Below are 18,388 nucleotides of genomic sequence, written 5' to 3'. Positions count from 1 at the left end.
AAAGTTTTTGTACTCTCGATAATTTTCTATCAGTAAAATAAGAAACGAGATCTAAAATTGATATATTATTAGGTAATGAATCGAGTGGTGTATCTTTGGTATTTAGCCAAGGACACACCACTCGATTGTTATTCATTAACGATAATTTTTGTGAATATTTTTATTGCTGTCTAGCACAAGGCAGAAAGCTTATTGCTCTACTATCTAAGGAATGAATAACTAGAACCAGAAGAGACCTGGCATTTAACTGGATTATCACCATCAGTTTGAACGCTCTGTAGATAATGGTAGAAATAAAAAAGCACTAAGAGGAAATACGCATTATAATAAAGAGATTTATCTTCAAATATATTTTGGCTGCTGTTAGCTTTTTTTAGTTGATAAATTAACCGCTTTCTTTAATAAAATTAATCAAAAACTCATAAAATCTCTAAAAAAGCTTGACAATAAGTCTGTTAACCTTTATATTACTATCAAACATTAAAAACAAATGAATGAGGGGGGATTTAATGAGGAAAACATTAAAGATGTTATTTGCCTTAATGCTTGCTTTGTCGAATTTAGTGAGTTGGCCGGGAGCGGTTCATGCTGAAGGGGCTAAAGAGTTGAACTTATCCATCAACACTGAGCCACCAACCATCGATCCAGGCTTGGCGACGGATAGTACATCTGGAGCTGTTATCAAGAATGTCTTTGAAGGCTTAACTGGATTAGATCCAGATGGCAAAGTCATTGAGGGAGTGGCAGAGTCTTGGGAGGTTAGCGAAGACGGAAAAGTCTATACCTTTAAACTAAGATCTGATGCCAAATGGTCGAATGGCGATCCTGTAAAGGCCAGCGATTTCGAATTTGCTTGGAAACGTGTCTTAAATCCAGAAACAATGTCGCAATATGCGTCAATCCTTTATCCGATTGAAGGTGCTGAAGCTTATAACCATGGTGAAGGTGAAGCGGATGCTGTGGGAGTGAAGGCGCTGGATGATTCTACATTAGAAGTTAAGTTAGTTAATGCGACACCTTACTTCTTAGAGTTAACCGCATTCTATACTTACAAACCAGTTCATCAAGCAACGGTTGAAGCCAATAAGGATTGGGCAGCTGATGCGGGCGAAGATTATGTGACGAATGGTGCTTTCCTCTTATCAGAGTGGGCACATAATAGTCACTATACACTAGAAAAGAACCCAGAATATTGGGATGCCGATAATGTGGCATTAGACCGTGTGAACGTTCAAATTATTGAGTCAGAAACAACGGCTAATAATGAATATGAAGCAGGGAACCTAGATTATTTAGGAGCTCCTTATGGTATAGTAGCACTTGATTATATCGACCGTTATAAAGAGTCGGGCGACTTAGATTCTAATCCTTATGCAGCGATTTACTGGTATAAGGTTAATGTAACTGATGAAGTGACAGGTAATAAGAACATCCGTTTAGCCTTAGCCAATGCGATTGACCGTAAAGGTTTGGTTGAAAATATTACCAAGGGTGGTCAAGAACCTGCATTAGGACTCGTACCTCCAGCTGTTGAAGGTTTTGGAGAAGATCGTGGTTACATGAAAGATGCGGACTTTGAAAAAGCGAAAGAATATCTAGCTAAGGGAATGGAAGAATTAGGCATTGATGATCCAAGTGCAATCACCGTTAAGATCTCAATCAATGACAGTGAAGCTCACTCAGCCATTGCTCAATACATTCAAGAAGGTTGGGCACGTGAATTAGGCATTAATTCAGAAATTGATTCAACCGAATGGCAAGTATATCTTGATCGTTTAACTCAATTAGATTACCAAGTTGGACGTTTGGGTTGGATTGCAGACTTTAACGATGCGGTATCTTTCTTAGATATGTACCGTACAGCGGATACAGGTAACAATGATACCGGTTGGGAAAATGATGAATTCAAGGCGTTAATTGATAAATCGGCAACGATCTCGGATTCAGCAGAACGCTTGGATGTCTTAAAACAGGCTGAAGCCTTAATGATGGAAGAAATGCCAGTTATCCCATTATACTACTACACTAACAATTCAGTTTGTAAGGATCATGTGAAGAACATGCATCCAGATCCATTAGGAAACATCAACTTAAAATTTGTTGATGTAGAAGCAGAATAGACCGGGCTGATTTTAAGAATTAGGCGACTTAGCTTCTGCTAGGTTGCCTTTTATACTTGATACCCACTCATTGTATGGACGCCAATGAAGTTTAAACGATGCTTGGGATAACCTAAGGATAAGATTATCCACCCATGCTTAGGTTTTATTTTGCGAGTGGATAATAAAGGAGGATAAAATGTTAAAATATATTTTAAAACGCATCGGTTATGCGTTAATAACACTCTTAGTGATTGTGACAGTCACCTTTTTCTTAATGCGGATTGCACCTGGAAATCCCTTTGCAAGTGAGCAACAGGTTATAACTCCTGCGATTCAACAACAGTTGAACGAGGCTTATGGTTTAGATGATCCTTGGTATGTACAATATGGTAACTATGTTAAAAAGGTTGCGACTTTTGATTTTGGTGAATCTATGAAATATCGGGGTCGGTCTGTTAATGATATGATCGGAGAGTCTTTCCCTGTGTCGGTTCAACTAGGTTTACAAGCTCTCTTAATTTCCGTAGGAGGAGGGATCTTATTAGGGGTGATTGCCGCTATGTATCATAATCGTGCCGGTGATTATCTAGCCACCATTATTTCCGTTTTGGGAATTTCGATTCCTTCCTTCGTATTAGCGGGTCTATCCCAGTATTTCTTAGGATTAAAATTGGGACTCTTACCGATTAGTGGTTGGAAGTCCTTTATGCATACGGTTCTACCAACTTTTGCCCTAGGCTTAACTTATATGGGAAGTATCGCCAAGATGACTCGTTCAGGTCTGTTGGAACAAAACACTTCTGAATATGTGAAGCTAGCTCATGCTAAGGGCTTAGGTCGTTGGCAGATTGTCTTCAAGCATTCTTTAAGGAACGCTTTACTTCCTGTGGTAACTTATTTAGGTCCACTAACAGCTGGTGTATTAACTGGGACCTTCGTGATTGAGAATATTTTCTCAATTCCAGGTCTAGGTCGCCATTTTGTGACTAGTATTAATAATCGGGATTATACCGTTATTATGGGTGTCACTGTCTTTTATGCGATCGTTCTATTAGGAATGATTATTCTTGTTGATGTTTTAAACGCCTTGATTGATCCACGAATTGACTTAGAAGGAGCTGATAAGTAATGGAAGAAAAAGTATTTTCAAACGATGACTTCCAATTAGTGGGAATTACAGAATCAGAGACTGACGTTCTAAGTGATAAAGTCGTATCTTTCTGGCAGGAAGTATTTTTAACCTTTAAGAAAAATAAATTAGCCATGTTTGGCTTAGTCGTTCTGGTGCTTGTAGCCTTGATGGCTATCTTTGTTCCAATCTTTTCGCCTTATACTTATAGTGAGCAGACTAGTCAATATAATGCTGCGCCTAGTAGCCAGTTCTGGTTTGGAACGGATAATTTAGGCCGTGATATCTTTGTCAGAGCCTGGGTGGGTGCACGAATTTCTCTCTTTATCGGTTTGTCGGCTGCCTTGGTCAATGTCTTAATTGGTGTTGTCTACGGAAGTATCGCAGGGCTTGCAGGTGGTAAGGTGGATAACTTGATGATGCGTATCTGTGATGTGCTCAATGCGGTTCCCTATCTTCTAATCGTTATCATGCTTTTAGTTGTTATGAAGCAGGGTCTAGTACCAATGATTGCGGCTATGACCATTACGGGTTGGATCTCAATGGCGCGAATTGTTCGGACCGAAGTCCTGTCTTTAAAGAATCAAGAATATGTTTTAGCGGCTCGGACCTTAGGGGCGAGTACAGGACATTTGATTCGTCGTCACTTGGTTCCTAATGCGATGGGAATAATCATTGTTCAAATGACGCTATCTGTCCCTGGGGCTATTTTTACCGAATCGTATTTAAGCTTCTTGGGTCTGGGGGTTACGCCGCCTATGTCTTCATGGGGGACGATGGCTTCAGAGGGGGCTAAGGCAATTCTAACGGCTCCTTGGCGACTACTGTTCCCAGCCTTATTGATCTCACTGACGATCTTCGCTTTTAACGCGGTAGGTGACGGGCTTCGTGATGCCTTAGATCCAAAATTAAGAAAATAGGAGGAAAGACCATGACTGAAACTATTTTAGAAGTAAAGGACCTTGCTGTGTCTTTTAAGACCTTTGCGGGTCGTGTGCAAGCTGTTCGCGGTGTGGACTTTTCTCTAAAAAAAGGAGAAACGCTGGCCATTGTTGGCGAGTCGGGGTCTGGTAAAAGTGTGACTTCCAATGCGATTATGCGTTTGATCCCACAACCACCAGGTCAATATGATTCAGGAGAGATCCTTTTTAATGACCGTGATTTATTGAAGTTATCCGAGAAGGAAATGACTCATGTTCGAGGCAATGAAATCGCCATGATCTTCCAAGACCCAATGACCGCTCTAAATCCAACGATTAAAATCGGCAAACAAATTACCGAAGTGATTACTCATCACCGTAAGGATGTTTCGGCCGCTGATGCTCGCAAACGCGCACTTGAACTTATCGAATTGGTAGGCATTTCAAATCCAAAAGCACGGTTCGACCAATATCCGCACGAGTTTTCAGGAGGAATGCGGCAACGGGTTGTCATTGCGATTGCCTTAGCCGCAGAACCGCAACTATTAATTGCGGATGAGCCGACGACGGCTCTTGATGTGACAATCCAAGCTCAAATCTTGGAATTGATGGCGGATATCCAAGAAAAGACTGGTAGCTCGATGATCTTTATTACGCATGACTTAGGGGTCGTGGCGAATGTGGCTGATAGTGTTGCGGTCATGTATGCGGGTCAGATTGTTGAATATGGTGATGTTAATGAAATCTTCTATAATCCAAAACACCCCTATACCTGGGGCTTATTAGGATCAATGCCGGACCTAGAAAGTGATGATAGTGAAGAGCTTTATACGATTCCTGGGGCACCCCCTAATCTGATTAATCCGCCTAAAGGCGATGCTTTTGCACCTCGAAATCGCTATTCCATGAAAATTGATTATGAACAAGAACCACCGATGTTTAAAGTAAACGACTATCATTATGCTAAGACATGGCTCTTGCATCCCCAAGCGCCAAAAGTTCAAGTGCCAGAAATTATTCAAAGACGAATCGACCGATTTGTTCAAGAAGAGGGAGGAGTTTTAACCGATGCGTAAAAAATTACTGGAAGTAAAGAACCTGAAGCAATATTTTTCTAAATCAGGGCAGACGGTTAAAGCCGTAGATGATGTTTCCTTTGATATTTATGAAGGGGAAGTTCTTGGATTGGTTGGTGAGTCAGGGAGTGGAAAGTCCACTACCGGTCGCTCGATTATTGGACTTTATAATATTACGGATGGTCAAGTCTACTATGATGGCAAATTAGTGAATGGTCAAGGAGCCAAAGTCTCTCCCAAAGAAGTGGCAAAAAATATGCAAATGATCTTTCAAGATCCATACGCCTCGCTCGACCCCAGAATGACAGTGGCAGAGATTATTGGAGAGGGCTTCGATATCCATGGTTTGCATAAGAATAAAAAAGAACGGATGGAAGTCATTGGACAGCTATTAGAAAGTGTGGGACTTAACCGTGAACATGCCAATCGGTATGCTCATGAGTTCTCTGGGGGTCAACGTCAACGGATTGGCATCGCTCGGGCCTTATCATTAGAACCACAGTTTATTATTGCTGATGAACCGATCTCAGCTTTAGATGTTTCGATTCAAGCACAAGTCGTTAACTTAATGAAACGTCTGCAAAAAGATAAGAACCTGACTTATTTATTTATTGCCCATGACTTGTCCATGGTTAAATATATTTCAGATCGGATCGCTGTCATGTACCGAGGTAAGATTGTTGAGATGGGCGACGCCGATCAGATCTATCATCATGCGGTGCATCCATATACTCGGTCGCTCTTATCTGCGGTTCCGCAACCAGATCCTATTAGTGAGAAAAAACGAATTCGTGTGCCTTATCAGCATGAAGAAGTGACAGATCCTGTACAGTCTTTTCAGGTTCAACCAGGGCACTCGGTTTATGCGACTGAAGCTCAATTTGAGCGTTGGTTGAAAGAAGTGGGATTGGTTAACGAATAAAATAAATTATATTCAAAAATGGAATTGACAGTCTGTCTTGGGCTTGGTAGAATAAGAGCATCAATTAACGATTAAAAAATTATGAAAAAAAGAGTAGCTTAATGAGAATGCTCAGAGAATAAGCGGTGGGTGTGAGCTTGTGTTTCTCATTTAGACGAAAATCATTTTTCTTCTTGCGGGTCTGAATAAGAGTAAGATCTGCCGCTCTGGTAGGCGTTATCGATACTCGGCATTGTTGGATGCTTGAGCGCTTATGGAAACATAAGAATAAAGGTGGTAACGCGGAATTTTTCGTCCTTTGTCATTCGTGACAAAGGGCTTTTTTTATGGGTTAAATTGAAATAGATTTAGGAGGAAGCTTATGAATAAGTTATCTAGAAGCCAATTTTGGCAAGTTTCGATCATGTTGTTTGGATTATTTTTTGGAGCAGGAAACTTGATTTTTCCACCTTTGCTGGGTAATCAAGCGGGGAATCAAACACTGTTAGCGCTCCTGGCGTTTTCTGTGACGGCGGTTGTTTTCCCAGTAGTTGGAGCGATTGTAGTTGGTAAGACAGACGGTTTGACTAATTTAGCGAATCGGGTAGGTCCTTTATTCTCCTTGGTATTTACGACAGCGATCTATCTTTCGATTGGACCAGGCTTAGGAATCCCTAGGGCAGGGAGTGTTCCTTTTGAGATGGCAATTGCCCCTTATCTGGGTCAACAAGTGAATGTTAGCTTGGCTCGTTTTTTATACACCCTCGTCTTCTTCGGGGTTGCTTTATGGATTTGCCTTAAGCCAAACGAGTTGGTAAGACGAGTAGGTAAGTATTTGACACCCACTTTATTGGGACTCATTTTCTTAATGTTTATCAAAATTGTCTTTCTTCCTTCGCAAGTGAGTACGCCAGTGGGAGATTATGCAGATAATGCGGTGATTAAAGGATTCTTATCAGGTTATGACACGATGGATGCGGTCGCAGCTTTGAACTTTGGTTTTGTGGTTGCATTAGTCATTCAACGTTTTGGCATCAAAGATAAGAAAGAAGTTACTCGTTATACGGTCAAAGCAGGTTTATTGGCGGGAGCGGTCTTATTTGCGGTATATGCGTGTTTAAGTTATATTGGAGCCCTCAGTTCGGCTCGCATTCCAGGAGCAGAGAATGGAGCGGTTGTTTTAACAGATTCTATTCGATTAGCCTTGGGTAATTTTGGGGTTGTTCTATTGGCGATGATTTTCACCTTAGCCTGCTTAACGACTTGTGTCGGTTTGATAACTAGCGGGGGCGAATATTTTTATAAATTATTCAATGAAAAATTATCCTATAAAACATGGGTCTATATCTGGACACTATTTTCCTTTTTAATTGCGAATTTTGGTCTTAACAAGTTGTTGGCTTTCTCGGTACCAGTATTGACCGTCATCTATCCTGTAGCATTAGTATTAATTGTTATGGGAATCAGTCATGATCGACTTAATTATTCAAAATTAACTTATCAAGTGGCTGCTTTTATCTCGGTAGTACTACCTTTCATTGATATGTTGTATCACACCTTTAACCTTCGCTTGCCTTTGCTGACTCAATTAGGAGCATCGATGCCGCTATCTAACAAAGGACTTTCTTGGCTTGTGCCAACGCTATTGGCTGTCGTGTTGGTGACGCTTGTACAAAAACTGTTGGTTGTTTTTAACCGTGTTCCAGCGGTTGAGGAGCTTTAGGAAGATAGTGCTTTTCAAAGTTCTATCAATACACTTGCCTTTTGAAGAGACAAGGCTTAAAATGCCTTGTCTTTTTTTAGTTTAATTCAGGAGTATGACTATTATTGGAAGAGGAGAATCAGAATTATTGGATGAAAGTTAAAGAGACTCTTGAAAATAGGGTAAATATAGCGTATTATAAAATATATGTTGTTGGGTCGCCGTAGTGTAATGGATATCACGAAAGATTCCGGTTCTTTAGATGGGGGTTCGATTCCCTCCGGCGATATTAGGAATGGAATATTAAGGATCTATATCAAACAAGCTTTATGATCCAATTGTAAAATCAGGCAATATCAGATTGCTTTTTTTTGATATAACATTTAAAGCGATGATAGCCTAGTCTCTGGAATTGACTTTATTGATTTGATGAATGCTTTAGCATGAAAAAGAGGGTTAGTGGAAGTTTTATGCTTCCATTAACCCTTGTTTATTTTAAAATCACATTATTTATTCTTTATTGAGCGTCACGTCATCATAGATCAGACTATCATTCTCAAGGTTAAATTCGAGCAATGGATTATTAAACAAAGAAATAATGAGCTTTTGATCGTCTTTTTTGATGTCTGCTTGGCTGATCTTAAGAATTACTTGACCATCTTTAGAGAAATAAGGGTAGATCCCTGGGGTTAAGGATTCAAGTTGGTCAATCACCTCAGAGACACGGGTATTATCCTGGATGTCAAGCAGATCTTTCTTACTCTGGTAGTCTAAACCTAACTCTTTCTGCTTTTTCTCAATGTCTGCTTGATTAGCTTCAGGATTGAGTTGGCTGGTGACTGCATCTGTCGCGTTAAGAAGGCGGATTATCAATCCACGACCATCTTGTGAATCCAAATTGATCGTTAGATAAATTTGGGAATCGCTAAATTGCACTTGTTGGATGGGACTTTCCGCTTGATCGGTTAAGTAAACAGTATCTTCAGCCGCAAAGACTCTTAAGTTGAATGTTAACAGCAACAGGCAAATACTTATTAGGGACTTTAGTGGTTTCATCGTAAGCTCCTTTCACACTTATGCGTTGTAAACAAGGTAAAAATCAAATAAACCTCCATGTATCAATTATATACTGAATATTATTTTTTTGCCATATAATTTTAATCGAATTATCATTGTCGTTCATTTTTTCGATTTAAATTGGAATAGGCCATTTTAGAAATCAATTAAGATGAGGACGTCTTATTCCAGTGACCTATTATTATCTCATTGGGCTTTTACAGTATCGCTTTTTATTTTTGAACAAATAGCTTTTAAATAGGACAAATAACTAGTGATATGATAAAGTTAGGTGAGATAATATCAATAAAATTTTTGGGAGGAATTGTTCAATGGATGACTCTTATGTCGGGAGTATCTTGTTATTTATTGCTTTCGTATTGTTTTCAGCTTATTTTTCAGCGTCAGAGACCGCTTTTACCTCATTAAATCAGATTCGATTAAAAAATGAAGCAGATCTAGGGGATAAAAAAGCAAAACGAGCCTTAGCCTTGCAGTCTCAGTTTGACTCCCTGTTATCGACGATTTTGATTGGTAATAATATTGTTAATATTGGAGCTTCAGCGATTGCAACGGTGGTTTTATTGGCCTGGTTTCCTAAGCAAGGGGCCACCCTATCAACGATTTTGACGACCATTATTTTATTACTCTGTTCTGAAATTACGCCTAAACTCATCGCAAAGTTAGCACCGGAATCCATTGCAAAGTTATCAGCTCCTTTCCTAAAAGCGATTATGTTTCTGTTAAAACCATTGGTTTGGCTAATCAATCAATGGCAAAAATTTATTCAAAGAATCCTTCCCTTGCAAGCTCAAGCCGGAATCTCGGAGCAGGAACTCCTATTTATGGTGGATGAAGCTCGTTTGGGTGGAAGTATTGAAAAGGATGAGCATCGATTAGTTAAGGCGGCGATTAATTTTGATGATCGGACAGTTGCTTCGATTCTTACACCAAGGGTTGATATAGTGGCGGTTGATATTGCAGATTCAGATCAAGTCATCGATGAGACTTTTATGGCCCATCCTTATTCGCGTCTGCTTGTTTATGAAGATCAGATTGATCATATCTTAGGTGTTTTACATGAACGTGATTTTAACCGTTATTTAAGAGCTAAGTTAGAAGCTGATCCAACGGCGAACCTAGAAAGTATTTTGTCGGATGTTCTATTTATACCTCAAACAATGACTTTAGCCCGTTTATTGCATAAGATGCAAAAGCAAAAAGTCCATATGGCGGTTGTCCGCGATGAACATGGGGGTGTGATGGGAATCGTAACCATGGAAGATGTCCTGGAAGCCTTAGTTGGGGAGATATGGGATGAAGATGAAGTCATTATCAATGATTATGAAGTTATGATTCCAGACCAACATTATCAGTTCAATGGATCCTGTTCGATTGAGAAGGCCTTCGCCTTATTACATATGCCCCAAATTGAAAAGGGGCTTTACCATACGATTAATGGTTTCGCCATGCATCATTTGGCCAAAATACCCGAAAAAGGAGACCACTTTAGCGTCGGGGAATGGAACTTTAAGGTTCTGGAAGATGACCGTCAAGGGGTAGAAATTCTTGATGCAGTCCTTCAAACAGAGCTTTTAACCCATCTAGATTAAGAAATGAGTGACGAATCGTTGTCGCTCGATAAGGTCCTGCCTTTCTAGCCTTGCTGGAAGGGCGGGTGTTTTTTTAAGGAGGACGAGTTTCATAGGCCTATGATATACTATTTTTAAGGAAAGGGAGTGTGGGTGGTGTTTTTAGATCAAGAAGAGATCCAAGCATTGATCCGTCGAGGGTTACGAGAAGATGCCCCGTATGGGGATTTAGCGAGTCAGGCTATCTTTAAAGGTCAGTCTGGACAGGTGGATTTAATAGCCAAAGAAGCGGGGATATTTTGTGGCCAGTCGATTTTTGAAGCGGTGTTTTCTAGCCTACAAGAAGATACAAAGTTTAACTGGCGGATTGAAGAAGGAGCAAGCATTCAACCGGGGCAAGTCTTAGTAACAGTCTCAGCGCTAGCAACGACCTTGTTGACTGGCGAACGGCTAGCCTTGAATTTTATCCAACGGCTCTCTGGTATTGCGACAGCGACCCATCGGTTTGTGACCGCATTAGATAATACCGGCATTAAATTAATGGATACGCGGAAGACGACACCGGGACTACGTCGATTAGAAAAGTATGCCGTACGAGTCGGAGGAGGATATAATCACCGTTTTGGCTTATCGGACTTGATAATGTTGAAGGATAATCATATCGCAGCGGCGGGTGGTATTTTGCCTGCGGTTGAATTGGTTAGGCAGCAAGATCCCTATATGCATAAGATCGAAGTGGAAGTTGAAAATTTAGAGATGGTTGATCAAGCCCTTCAAGCTAAGGTTGATATCATCATGTTGGATAATATGTCCATTGAGCAGATGACAGAAGCTCTTCAACGAATTGATGGTCGTGCAATTGTAGAAGCATCTGGGAATATTACTTTGGATAATTGTCAAGATCTGGCACATTTGGGCCTGGATTATATTTCTTCAGGGGCCATTACGCACTCGGCTGGTATATTGGATTTAAGTATGAAGCACTTTCGAGTGATCTAACTTAGTTGCTTGATTGAATGAATGGTTTTTGATAAACATACCTTGTTTTACAAGGATGAAATCATTGGTTAGATCGTGTAAACTAGTTAAAAAGATGATAAATGAAAGAGGTTAATTCATTGATGAATACACAAGAATTATTACAAGTTCTTAAATCAAAAAAATGGCAATCATTGACGCATGATGTATCTTCGGATATGGCGATATATCAAGCCTTTAACCCTTTAAAAGAGCGAATCCTTACGACTCTGGAAGAAACGGGATCGGATAATCGAGAGTATACTTTAGGGACTTCTCATGGAACTCATATTGATGCTCCAGCTCATTTTATGGCTGGAGGTCGTATCTTAAGCGAGATCCCTTTAAAAGAACGCTATTTACCTTTATATGTCTTGCACCTTGAAGACAAGGTAGCCCAAGATTCAGGCTATGCTGTAACGGTACAGGACATTCTTGATTATGAGGCAGAGTACGGTCGGATTCCAGCGGGTGCCTTTGTGGCTTTCTCATCACGCTGGTACCCACGGATTCATTCTCAGGCTGATTTTACCAATGAGAACGAGGAAGGTGTAGAGGTGACTCCAGGCTGGTCGCTAGAAGCTTTGGAATTCTTAAGTCGTGACCGGCAGATTACAGCGATTGGGCATGAGACCTTGAATACGGATGCTGGTCCTCAAGCTGCCCAAGCTGGGGATTTGGTGGCCCAACGCTATTGGCTTAATGAGAATAAATTCCAAGTCGAAGTGATGGCTAATTTGGACTTGGTTCCTGCTTCAGGTGCCATGATTATGATTAATTGTCCACATATCAAGGATGCGGTGGCTTTTCCAGCTGAAGTGATTGCAGTGTGGGATGAGCTGGAATAGCAATCTTTGTGAGCGTATTACTTGCAATCTCGCTTTAAAACCCTTAACTTAGTCTTAAAGACAAGGAGGAGATTGAATGGGAATTTTTGATCAAATAGGTGGTTTGGTTGATCTATTGACCAACAGCCAAGATTTACCAAGTTTAGACAGCTTATCTGCCAAATCAGGAATTGATAAGGGAAGTATTGGGAAGATTCTTTCGCTTGGACTTCCAGCGATTCTTCAAGGAATGAATCATAACAATCAAACGCCGGAAGGATTAGAGTCTTTTTCAGAAGCATTAAATCAGCATGAACAAGTTTTAGACCACTATCAAAGTCCGGATGATTTGTTGAACCAAGCGGATGAAGTGGAAGGCGATAAGGTTCTAGGTCATGTCTTTAAGGATAAGGACTCGATTATTAATCGGATCGCAGATACACTAGGAATTGAACCTGCAGCAGTCAAGCGTGTTCTAATCTTGATCGCGCCCATGGTGTTAAAATATTTGGCAGACCAACGGCGTAAAAATCAACTTGATAATGAAGGCTTAAAAAAAGAGACCGACCAATTAGCACGTAAAGCGCGTGAGGCCAGTCAAGCCAGTGGGTCAATCTTTGATAAATTATTAGGTTCTAAGGACACTGATTCTCAATCATCGGGTGGCCTTTTAGATACGATTTTAGATTTGATTCGTTAGTTTTGGTGAGGGATATTCTTTGAATTTTCTTTTAGGCTTTGACAAGCTGAAAGCGGATAGTATTATCCAAATTATTTAAAAGGAGTGGATTTTCATGACATTTGATTACAAAGATCACGGAAAAGAACCTCAAGTTTTAAATATTGAGGACTATTCTAAGGAAAATGAAAACTACCGGACGACAATCTGGACGGGAGATGAGTTACAAGTCACGGTGATGTCGATTGCGGTGGGCGATGACATTGGTCTAGAAGTGCACCATGGCATTGATCAATTCTTAAGAATTGAAGCCGGCAAGGGATTCTGCCAAATGGGAGATGCAGAAGATCAGTTGACCTTTGAACAAGAAGTGGGTCCTGATGATGCGATCTTTGTTCCCGCTGATAAGTGGCACAATGTGACGAATACCGGCGATGAGCCTTTGAAGCTTTATACCATCTATGCTGGTCCTGATCATGTACCAGGTACGGTTCATAAGACTCACCAAGATGCCAAAGATGATCCAAACGAACATTAATTGTTAATATAAGAAGATGGACTAGGCTAATCGATTAGCCAAGATTCAATAGACTTGAAGGAAGCTGTGATTTTAGATCGCGGCTTCTTTTTTACGATTGAAGTTGGGGTAATTTGGTATACTTACACTCCCAGAAAATAATAGGGACGTATTATGGAGTAAAGCCTTTACATTTTGGCGCATGGAATTTATAATAAGTTTAATCAAAGAAAGTAGAGGTAGTCGACATGAATTTAGGACTTAACTAAGGAGCTGGCTAAAGAATCCTGATTATATAGGGGATTTTATGCGCTAAAGCTCATGGTTAAGTTAACCATGTCTTTTTTATTAGCCATTTTTAGGCAGCTCTTTGGATGTTGTGGTGCAATGATCCAGAAAGGAGTCCTAAAAATGGCTATTTTAGAGTTAAATCACATAAAAAAAGTATGGCAGGCAGAATTAATCCTTGAAATTGACCGTCTATTGGTTCAACCACAGGATCGAATTGGTTTAGTGGGGGCTAATGGGTCGGGAAAGTCGACATTATTGCGGATGATTATGGGGATGGATATGGATTATCAAGGTGAGATCGATCTACGTGTTCCAGCAGACTACCTTCCCCAGATACAAGCTCCCAGCCCCCAATCCGGTGGCGAGGCGACCATGGCTGCTTTAAAGCCTCTTTTTGCCAACCCTAAGGCCCTATTAATCCTAGACGAACCGACTGCTAACCTTGACCTAGACCATAAAAATTGCCTGATTCAAGAAGTGAAAGATTACCCGGGGGCCGTTTTAATGGTTTCTCATGATCGTGATTTTTTGGATCAAACGGTTGATTGGATTTGGGCGATCGAACAAAGAAGATTAAGCATTTATAAAGGCAATTATACGGATTATTTGAGCCTTCAAAAAAGTGAAAGGGCGAAGCAGTGGCAGGATTATTATCAATATCAAAATCGGCTACAGAGACTGCAAGCAAGTGCCCAAAAACGCTTAGATCGAGCCCGATCTTTTAAAAAGAAAAAAGCGAGCATTTCCTGGTCTGATTATAAGGTCAATAACTTTGCTGGCAAGTATGATGCTCAGGAGAAGGCGATGGCTAAGTCAGCTAAGGCCTTAGAACGACGGATGAATCGCTTAGAAAAAGTGCCCAAGCCGGCCAAAGAAAACCGCTATACCTTGAAAGCTCTGGGGCATTTGTCAGATCCATCGAACACCTTGATTCATCTTCAAGATGTTGACGTCCAAGTTGATGATAAACTACTTTTTCATTTGCAGCACTTTAAACTTCAAAAAGGAGATAAGATTGGTCTGTTAGGACCGAATAAAGCGGGTAAGACGACTTTTTTGAAAGGGATGGTTAGTCGAAGTCTTCCAGGCTATTATTATGATCAACTATCAGTGGGGTATTTCTCACAGAATTTTGACCAATTGAATCTCAATCAGTCTATCTTAGAAAATGTGACCCAAGATAGTCTGCAGTCAATGACCTTGGTTCGTAATTTATTAGCAGGTTTAGGTTTTAATATAGATAAACTAGATCAAAGGATATCGACCTTATCTGGCGGTGAACGGGTTCGTTTAAGCTTGGCCAAGGTGCTTTTAGCAGACCACCATCTGTTATTTCTGGACGAACCGACTAATTATTTAGATTTGCCAACTTTGCAAGAATTAGAGGCGTTTTTAAAAAGATATCTTGGGACCTTTGTGTTGGTATCGCATGATCAGAAATTTATAAAAGAGTGTGTTAATCGAAAATATTATATAAAAAATCAGCAATTATTAAATGAGCAGCAAGATACAGACTATTCTGACAGATCACAGCAAACTTTGTCCTTGTTGCAATTTAAACTTCAGGAAGCCATTAGCAATCCAGAGGTATCTTTAACCGAAATTCGCCAATTGCAAGATCAGATTAAAAGGTTAAAAGAAAATTCAAAGTATAAGAAATAGCGAGGAGATAAATAATGCAAACGGTCTATGATTATCAAAAAGAGGGCCAGCTGAATTCCTATCAAGAAGTCATTCTTAAGAGTGGGTCGCCACGCCGACGTGAACTATTAGATTTTTTAAGGCCTCAGGTCTTGGTCGAATCGCTTGATGAAAGAGCGATTGAAGAACGCTATATGGCAAAATATCAGCAAGATCCTTATATTGAGCGGGTGGCTAAGACCTGTTGTGAGATTGCCAAGGAAAAGATTGGGAATGACCTAAAGGAACTTTGTTTGTATATCGCAGCGGACACTGTGGTTGTTCATCATGATCAGATTTATCATAAGCCGAAGGATGATCAAGAGGCCTATAGTATGTTACGGTCCTATTTTGGAAAGACGCATTATGTCATCACGGCGGTATGTATGCGACAGAAAGAATATTTAGATAGCTTCTACTGTGTGACGGCAGTTACCTTTGTTCCTTACTATCCAGACTTAGAAGCCCCGATTCGAGCCTATATTCAAAGTGGATCCTGTCTCGATAAATCTGGGGCTTATGGGATTCAAGAATTAGACCCTCGTTTTGTGGCAAGTATTGAGGGAGATATTCACACGGTGATTGGACTTCCAGTCGCCGAATTAAGCAGACGCTTGAATTTTGGAAAAAGCTTCTTTGTCTAATGGCTCTTCATTAAGCAGGTTCTATAAGCTTGCATATTTCTGCATGAAGCTTACCTTGGGCTTCTAGCGCTTGGGCTATTTGAAGCAGAAGGTATTCCTTTCCGACCGCTGCTGTGAAGTGTACGCCCATGGCAAGCCCCGTTTCATCTTGATAGATTGGCAAGGAAATTCCAGGCTGTCCTGTAATATTGAGTAGCGGGCAATAAGAGGTTCTTAGATAGGTAAAATCAAAGGCGTTATTAGCAACTTGCCATTTTTGTTGGAAGCTCATACTTTTCATGGCTTGAATTTGATCGAGAAGTCCTTGTGGATAGACGAGGTCGCTATTCTTTACAGCAGGGGCTGAACAAGTTGGAGTTAGGAATAGATCCCAATCTTGAAGCAGCATTTGCATGCTTTCTACCCATTGATCTTGTTGACCAGCAAAGTGAATATAAGCACTAGCAGGCATTTGGTCTGCCAGTTGGTAAGTCACCCAAGTTAGTGGATCCAGTGCTTCAAAGTCAATGGACTGACCTTTTTTTTCAAGTTGATGCACTAAGTAACCTGTTTCCGTTGCCATGATGGTGTAGTAGGCCGCCATTACTGCGTCGTAATCAACGGGAAGATCGATTTCAATGACTTCATGACCTAGGTCACGAAGACTTGACACAGCCTTTTTAAGAGCTTTTTTAGCTTGGTTACTAAGTTTGTTTCCACGTGGATCTTGGCTTGAGTAGGCGATTTTTAAGGGACGGTCTAGAGGATGTAAGAGAGATTCTTGAATGACAGGCAAGTGGTGTATGGCTGTAAGCTGGTCTGATTGGAAGACTTTCAGCGCATTAAAAATATCACGAACGGATTTAGCCAGTACCAGTTGAGTGGCTAGACCATTGACTGGACGATAGCGACTAGGGCCTTGAGCAATCCGTCCCCGACTAGGCTTTAAACCGATTAGACCAGTATCGGAGGCCGGGACTCGTATGGATCCACCTGCATCGGATGCAGCCGCAATCGGTGCCATGCCAGACTTAACCGCTGCCGCTGCTCCGCCAGAAGAGCCCCCTGGGTTATAAGCTAAGTTTAAAGGATTGGCAACTTTTCCAAAGTACTTGGAATCAGAAACAGTTTTTAAGCCGAATTCTGGGACATTGGACCGCCCCCAATAGACGAGTCCAGCTTTTTGTCCCTGTTGTAAGGCTAGGTCTGTTTGAGAGGCGCGGTCTTTTAAGAGCAGGCTAGATCCAGCAGTAGTGGGATGCCCCTGGAAGAATTGGCCGAGATCCTTTAACAAATAAGGGAGTCCATAGAATGGGGATAGATTTTGGCGTTCTTGATGATTGAGTTTAGCTAAGGTTAAGTCACGGGCTTTAGCTTGTTCAATTGCAGACTCTGTATAGACTTCGGTGATCGCATTGAGGAGGGGGTCTAATTTTTCTGTATTTGCTAGGCAAGCTTGGGTTAATTCAAGGCAAGACCATTGGCCTTCTTTAATCCCTTGTCCATAATAAGTAGCGTCGTGGCTAAATAGCATCGATTTCATCTCCTAAATAGTTTTGACTAAGACGGATTAATAAGCGTGTTAATGGGTAAAGAACAATTTCATAGATCGTCTCAAAAAGTGTTCCACCAATGACCATCGATATTAAAGCCGATAGAGGTAACACTCCCCAAAAGGCTAGAAAGGCAAAAAGTAAATTGTCGAGTAATTGACCAAAGATTGTGGAAGTAATGGCTCTAAAGAAGAGCGAGTCTGGGTAGCCTCGTTTGAGTTGGTCCATAATCTTAGCGTTGACCAAAGATCCGACCAAATAAGCCGTTAGTGAGGCCAAAGAAATTCTCAAGGTAGTCGATAGGATACTAGCAAAAGCTGCTTGATTGGACCAAAAGTTAGATGGCGGAATGAGGATAGCTAATTGATAGACTAGGCTAGCTACAATTAGGATGACAAAGCCGGTTAGAATCATCCTTTTAGCAATGCGAAAACCAAATACTTCTGTTGCTAAATCTTGAATGATAAAAGCAATGGGCGAAACTAAAATTCCAGTTGTTACGGTAAATTGCCAGAGGTCGAATTGTTTAGTTGCTAAGAGATTCATAGCTAAAAGTGAGCTGGCATAGGCCGCATAGAGCAAGGGCAATAGGGTTAAGAGTCGTTGTTTTTTCATGGTATCTTCCTTTAATTAAGTATTCCACCAAAAAAGGCGCCACTTGAACTAGAGGCGCCTTCCCTAGTTTTGTTTTGAGACAGGATGGTGTTAATGAACTGTCTATGA

General features: G+C 40.8%; 16 protein-coding genes, 1 tRNA gene and 1 other annotated feature. Of the genes, 14 read left to right on the top strand and 3 right to left on the bottom strand.

What is annotated here, in order from left to right; translation table 11 throughout:
• Positions 1–509: 509 nt before the first annotated feature.
• From HMPREF9706_RS03170 to HMPREF9706_RS03140, 7 genes are all read left to right on the top strand, one after another.
• Positions 510–2,120, top strand: a complete 1,611-nt coding sequence (locus HMPREF9706_RS03170; protein WP_006907930.1) for a peptide ABC transporter substrate-binding protein — start codon at positions 510–512, stop codon at positions 2,118–2,120.
• Between the two features lie 178 nt (positions 2,121–2,298).
• On the top strand, positions 2,299–3,231 hold the full coding sequence (locus tag HMPREF9706_RS03165; RefSeq protein ID WP_006907929.1) for an ABC transporter permease: 933 nt from the start codon (positions 2,299–2,301) through the stop codon (positions 3,229–3,231).
• Positions 3,231–4,151: an ABC transporter permease gene (locus HMPREF9706_RS03160; RefSeq protein ID WP_006907928.1), complete on the top strand. Its 921-nt coding sequence runs from the start codon at positions 3,231–3,233 to the stop codon at positions 4,149–4,151. Before HMPREF9706_RS03165 ends, HMPREF9706_RS03160 begins: the two co-directional genes overlap by 1 nt.
• 11 nt (positions 4,152–4,162) lie before the next feature.
• Positions 4,163–5,227, top strand: coding sequence for an ABC transporter ATP-binding protein (locus HMPREF9706_RS03155; protein ID WP_006907927.1), 1,065 nt, complete (start codon positions 4,163–4,165; stop codon positions 5,225–5,227).
• On the top strand, positions 5,220–6,149 hold the full coding sequence (locus tag HMPREF9706_RS03150) for an ABC transporter ATP-binding protein (RefSeq protein WP_006907926.1): 930 nt from the start codon (positions 5,220–5,222) through the stop codon (positions 6,147–6,149). Before HMPREF9706_RS03155 ends, HMPREF9706_RS03150 begins: the two co-directional genes overlap by 8 nt.
• A 72-nt stretch (positions 6,150–6,221) precedes the next feature.
• Positions 6,222–6,451, top strand: a binding site (T-box leader).
• Between the two features lie 59 nt (positions 6,452–6,510).
• Entirely contained in the window at positions 6,511–7,851 is a 1,341-nt protein-coding gene (gene brnQ, locus HMPREF9706_RS03145) for a branched-chain amino acid transport system II carrier protein (protein WP_006907925.1), read from the top strand.
• A gap of 196 nt (positions 7,852–8,047) precedes the next feature.
• A tRNA-Arg gene (locus HMPREF9706_RS03140) sits at positions 8,048–8,119 on the top strand.
• Positions 8,120–8,340: 221 nt separating this feature from the next.
• Here the strand turns inward: HMPREF9706_RS03140 and HMPREF9706_RS03135 are convergent.
• On the bottom strand, positions 8,341–8,886 hold the full coding sequence (locus HMPREF9706_RS03135; protein WP_006907924.1) for a hypothetical protein: 546 nt from the start codon (positions 8,884–8,886) through the stop codon (positions 8,341–8,343).
• Between the two features lie 332 nt (positions 8,887–9,218).
• Between HMPREF9706_RS03135 and HMPREF9706_RS03130 the strand changes: the two genes are divergently transcribed.
• The 7 genes from HMPREF9706_RS03130 to HMPREF9706_RS03100 all read left to right on the top strand — a co-directional run bounded on the left by HMPREF9706_RS03130 (position 9,219) and on the right by HMPREF9706_RS03100 (position 16,133).
• Complete coding sequence (locus tag HMPREF9706_RS03130) at positions 9,219–10,499, top strand: HlyC/CorC family transporter (RefSeq protein WP_006907923.1); 1,281 nt, start codon at positions 9,219–9,221, stop codon at positions 10,497–10,499.
• A gap of 135 nt (positions 10,500–10,634) precedes the next feature.
• Positions 10,635–11,477: a carboxylating nicotinate-nucleotide diphosphorylase gene (gene nadC, locus HMPREF9706_RS03125; RefSeq protein WP_231285829.1), complete on the top strand. Its 843-nt coding sequence runs from the start codon at positions 10,635–10,637 to the stop codon at positions 11,475–11,477.
• 122 nt (positions 11,478–11,599) lie between these two features.
• The gene (locus HMPREF9706_RS03120) at positions 11,600–12,343 is read left to right on the top strand and encodes a cyclase family protein (RefSeq protein WP_040444562.1); all 744 of its coding nucleotides are present in this window, start codon (positions 11,600–11,602) and stop codon (positions 12,341–12,343) included.
• A gap of 76 nt (positions 12,344–12,419) precedes the next feature.
• The gene (locus HMPREF9706_RS03115; RefSeq protein ID WP_006907920.1) at positions 12,420–13,022 is read left to right on the top strand and encodes a DUF937 domain-containing protein; all 603 of its coding nucleotides are present in this window, start codon (positions 12,420–12,422) and stop codon (positions 13,020–13,022) included.
• 94 nt (positions 13,023–13,116) lie between these two features.
• Positions 13,117–13,539: a cupin domain-containing protein gene (locus HMPREF9706_RS03110; RefSeq protein ID WP_006907919.1), complete on the top strand. Its 423-nt coding sequence runs from the start codon at positions 13,117–13,119 to the stop codon at positions 13,537–13,539.
• Positions 13,540–13,929: 390 nt separating this feature from the next.
• Positions 13,930–15,471 carry a ribosomal protection-like ABC-F family protein gene (gene abc-f / locus HMPREF9706_RS03105; protein ID WP_006907918.1) on the top strand — a complete coding sequence of 514 codons (1,542 nt, stop codon included), beginning with the start codon at positions 13,930–13,932 and terminating at the stop codon, positions 15,469–15,471.
• Between the two features lie 14 nt (positions 15,472–15,485).
• Positions 15,486–16,133 carry a Maf family protein gene (locus HMPREF9706_RS03100; RefSeq protein WP_006907917.1) on the top strand — a complete coding sequence of 216 codons (648 nt, stop codon included), beginning with the start codon at positions 15,486–15,488 and terminating at the stop codon, positions 16,131–16,133.
• A 10-nt stretch (positions 16,134–16,143) separates the two neighbouring features.
• On the opposite strand, the gene HMPREF9706_RS03095 is transcribed toward HMPREF9706_RS03100, so the two are convergent.
• The gene (locus HMPREF9706_RS03095; RefSeq protein WP_006907916.1) at positions 16,144–17,646 is read right to left on the bottom strand and encodes an amidase family protein; all 1,503 of its coding nucleotides are present in this window, start codon (positions 17,644–17,646) and stop codon (positions 16,144–16,146) included.
• Positions 17,636–18,280: a queuosine precursor transporter gene (locus HMPREF9706_RS03090; protein WP_006907915.1), complete on the bottom strand. Its 645-nt coding sequence runs from the start codon at positions 18,278–18,280 to the stop codon at positions 17,636–17,638. The genes HMPREF9706_RS03095 and HMPREF9706_RS03090 overlap by 11 nt, the downstream gene beginning before the upstream one ends.
• Positions 18,281–18,388: the final 108 nt, after the last annotated feature.

The organism is Facklamia hominis CCUG 36813 (assembly GCF_000301035.1).
GTDB classification, from domain to species: Bacteria; Bacillota; Bacilli; order Lactobacillales; family Aerococcaceae; genus Facklamia; species Facklamia hominis.
Note: the sequence above shows the minus strand (reverse complement) of the source record. Positions and strands in the feature narration are given on the sequence as shown.

Bases quoted from the DNA above. Each gene is read 5' to 3' on its own strand.
- HMPREF9706_RS03120 (WP_040444562.1), top strand. From the start codon at position 11,600: ATGAATACACAAGAATTATTACAAGTTCTTAAATCAAAAAAATGGCAA.
- HMPREF9706_RS03110 (WP_006907919.1), top strand. From the start codon at position 13,117: ATGACATTTGATTACAAAGATCACGGAAAAGAACCTCAAGTTTTAAAT.
- HMPREF9706_RS03095 (WP_006907916.1), bottom strand. From the start codon at position 17,646: ATGCTATTTAGCCACGACGCTACTTATTATGGACAAGGGATTAAAGAA.
- HMPREF9706_RS03170 (WP_006907930.1), top strand. From the start codon at position 510: ATGAGGAAAACATTAAAGATGTTATTTGCCTTAATGCTTGCTTTGTCG.
- HMPREF9706_RS03155 (WP_006907927.1), top strand. From the start codon at position 4,163: ATGACTGAAACTATTTTAGAAGTAAAGGACCTTGCTGTGTCTTTTAAG.
- HMPREF9706_RS03090 (WP_006907915.1), bottom strand. From the start codon at position 18,280: ATGAAAAAACAACGACTCTTAACCCTATTGCCCTTGCTCTATGCGGCC.
- HMPREF9706_RS03135 (WP_006907924.1), bottom strand. From the start codon at position 8,886: ATGAAACCACTAAAGTCCCTAATAAGTATTTGCCTGTTGCTGTTAACA.
- HMPREF9706_RS03130 (WP_006907923.1), top strand. From the start codon at position 9,219: ATGGATGACTCTTATGTCGGGAGTATCTTGTTATTTATTGCTTTCGTA.
- HMPREF9706_RS03115 (WP_006907920.1), top strand. From the start codon at position 12,420: ATGGGAATTTTTGATCAAATAGGTGGTTTGGTTGATCTATTGACCAAC.
- abc-f (WP_006907918.1), top strand. From the start codon at position 13,930: ATGGCTATTTTAGAGTTAAATCACATAAAAAAAGTATGGCAGGCAGAA.
- brnQ (WP_006907925.1), top strand. From the start codon at position 6,511: ATGAATAAGTTATCTAGAAGCCAATTTTGGCAAGTTTCGATCATGTTG.
- HMPREF9706_RS03165 (WP_006907929.1), top strand. From the start codon at position 2,299: ATGTTAAAATATATTTTAAAACGCATCGGTTATGCGTTAATAACACTC.
- HMPREF9706_RS03160 (WP_006907928.1), top strand. From the start codon at position 3,231: ATGGAAGAAAAAGTATTTTCAAACGATGACTTCCAATTAGTGGGAATT.
- HMPREF9706_RS03100 (WP_006907917.1), top strand. From the start codon at position 15,486: ATGCAAACGGTCTATGATTATCAAAAAGAGGGCCAGCTGAATTCCTAT.
- HMPREF9706_RS03150 (WP_006907926.1), top strand. From the start codon at position 5,220: ATGCGTAAAAAATTACTGGAAGTAAAGAACCTGAAGCAATATTTTTCT.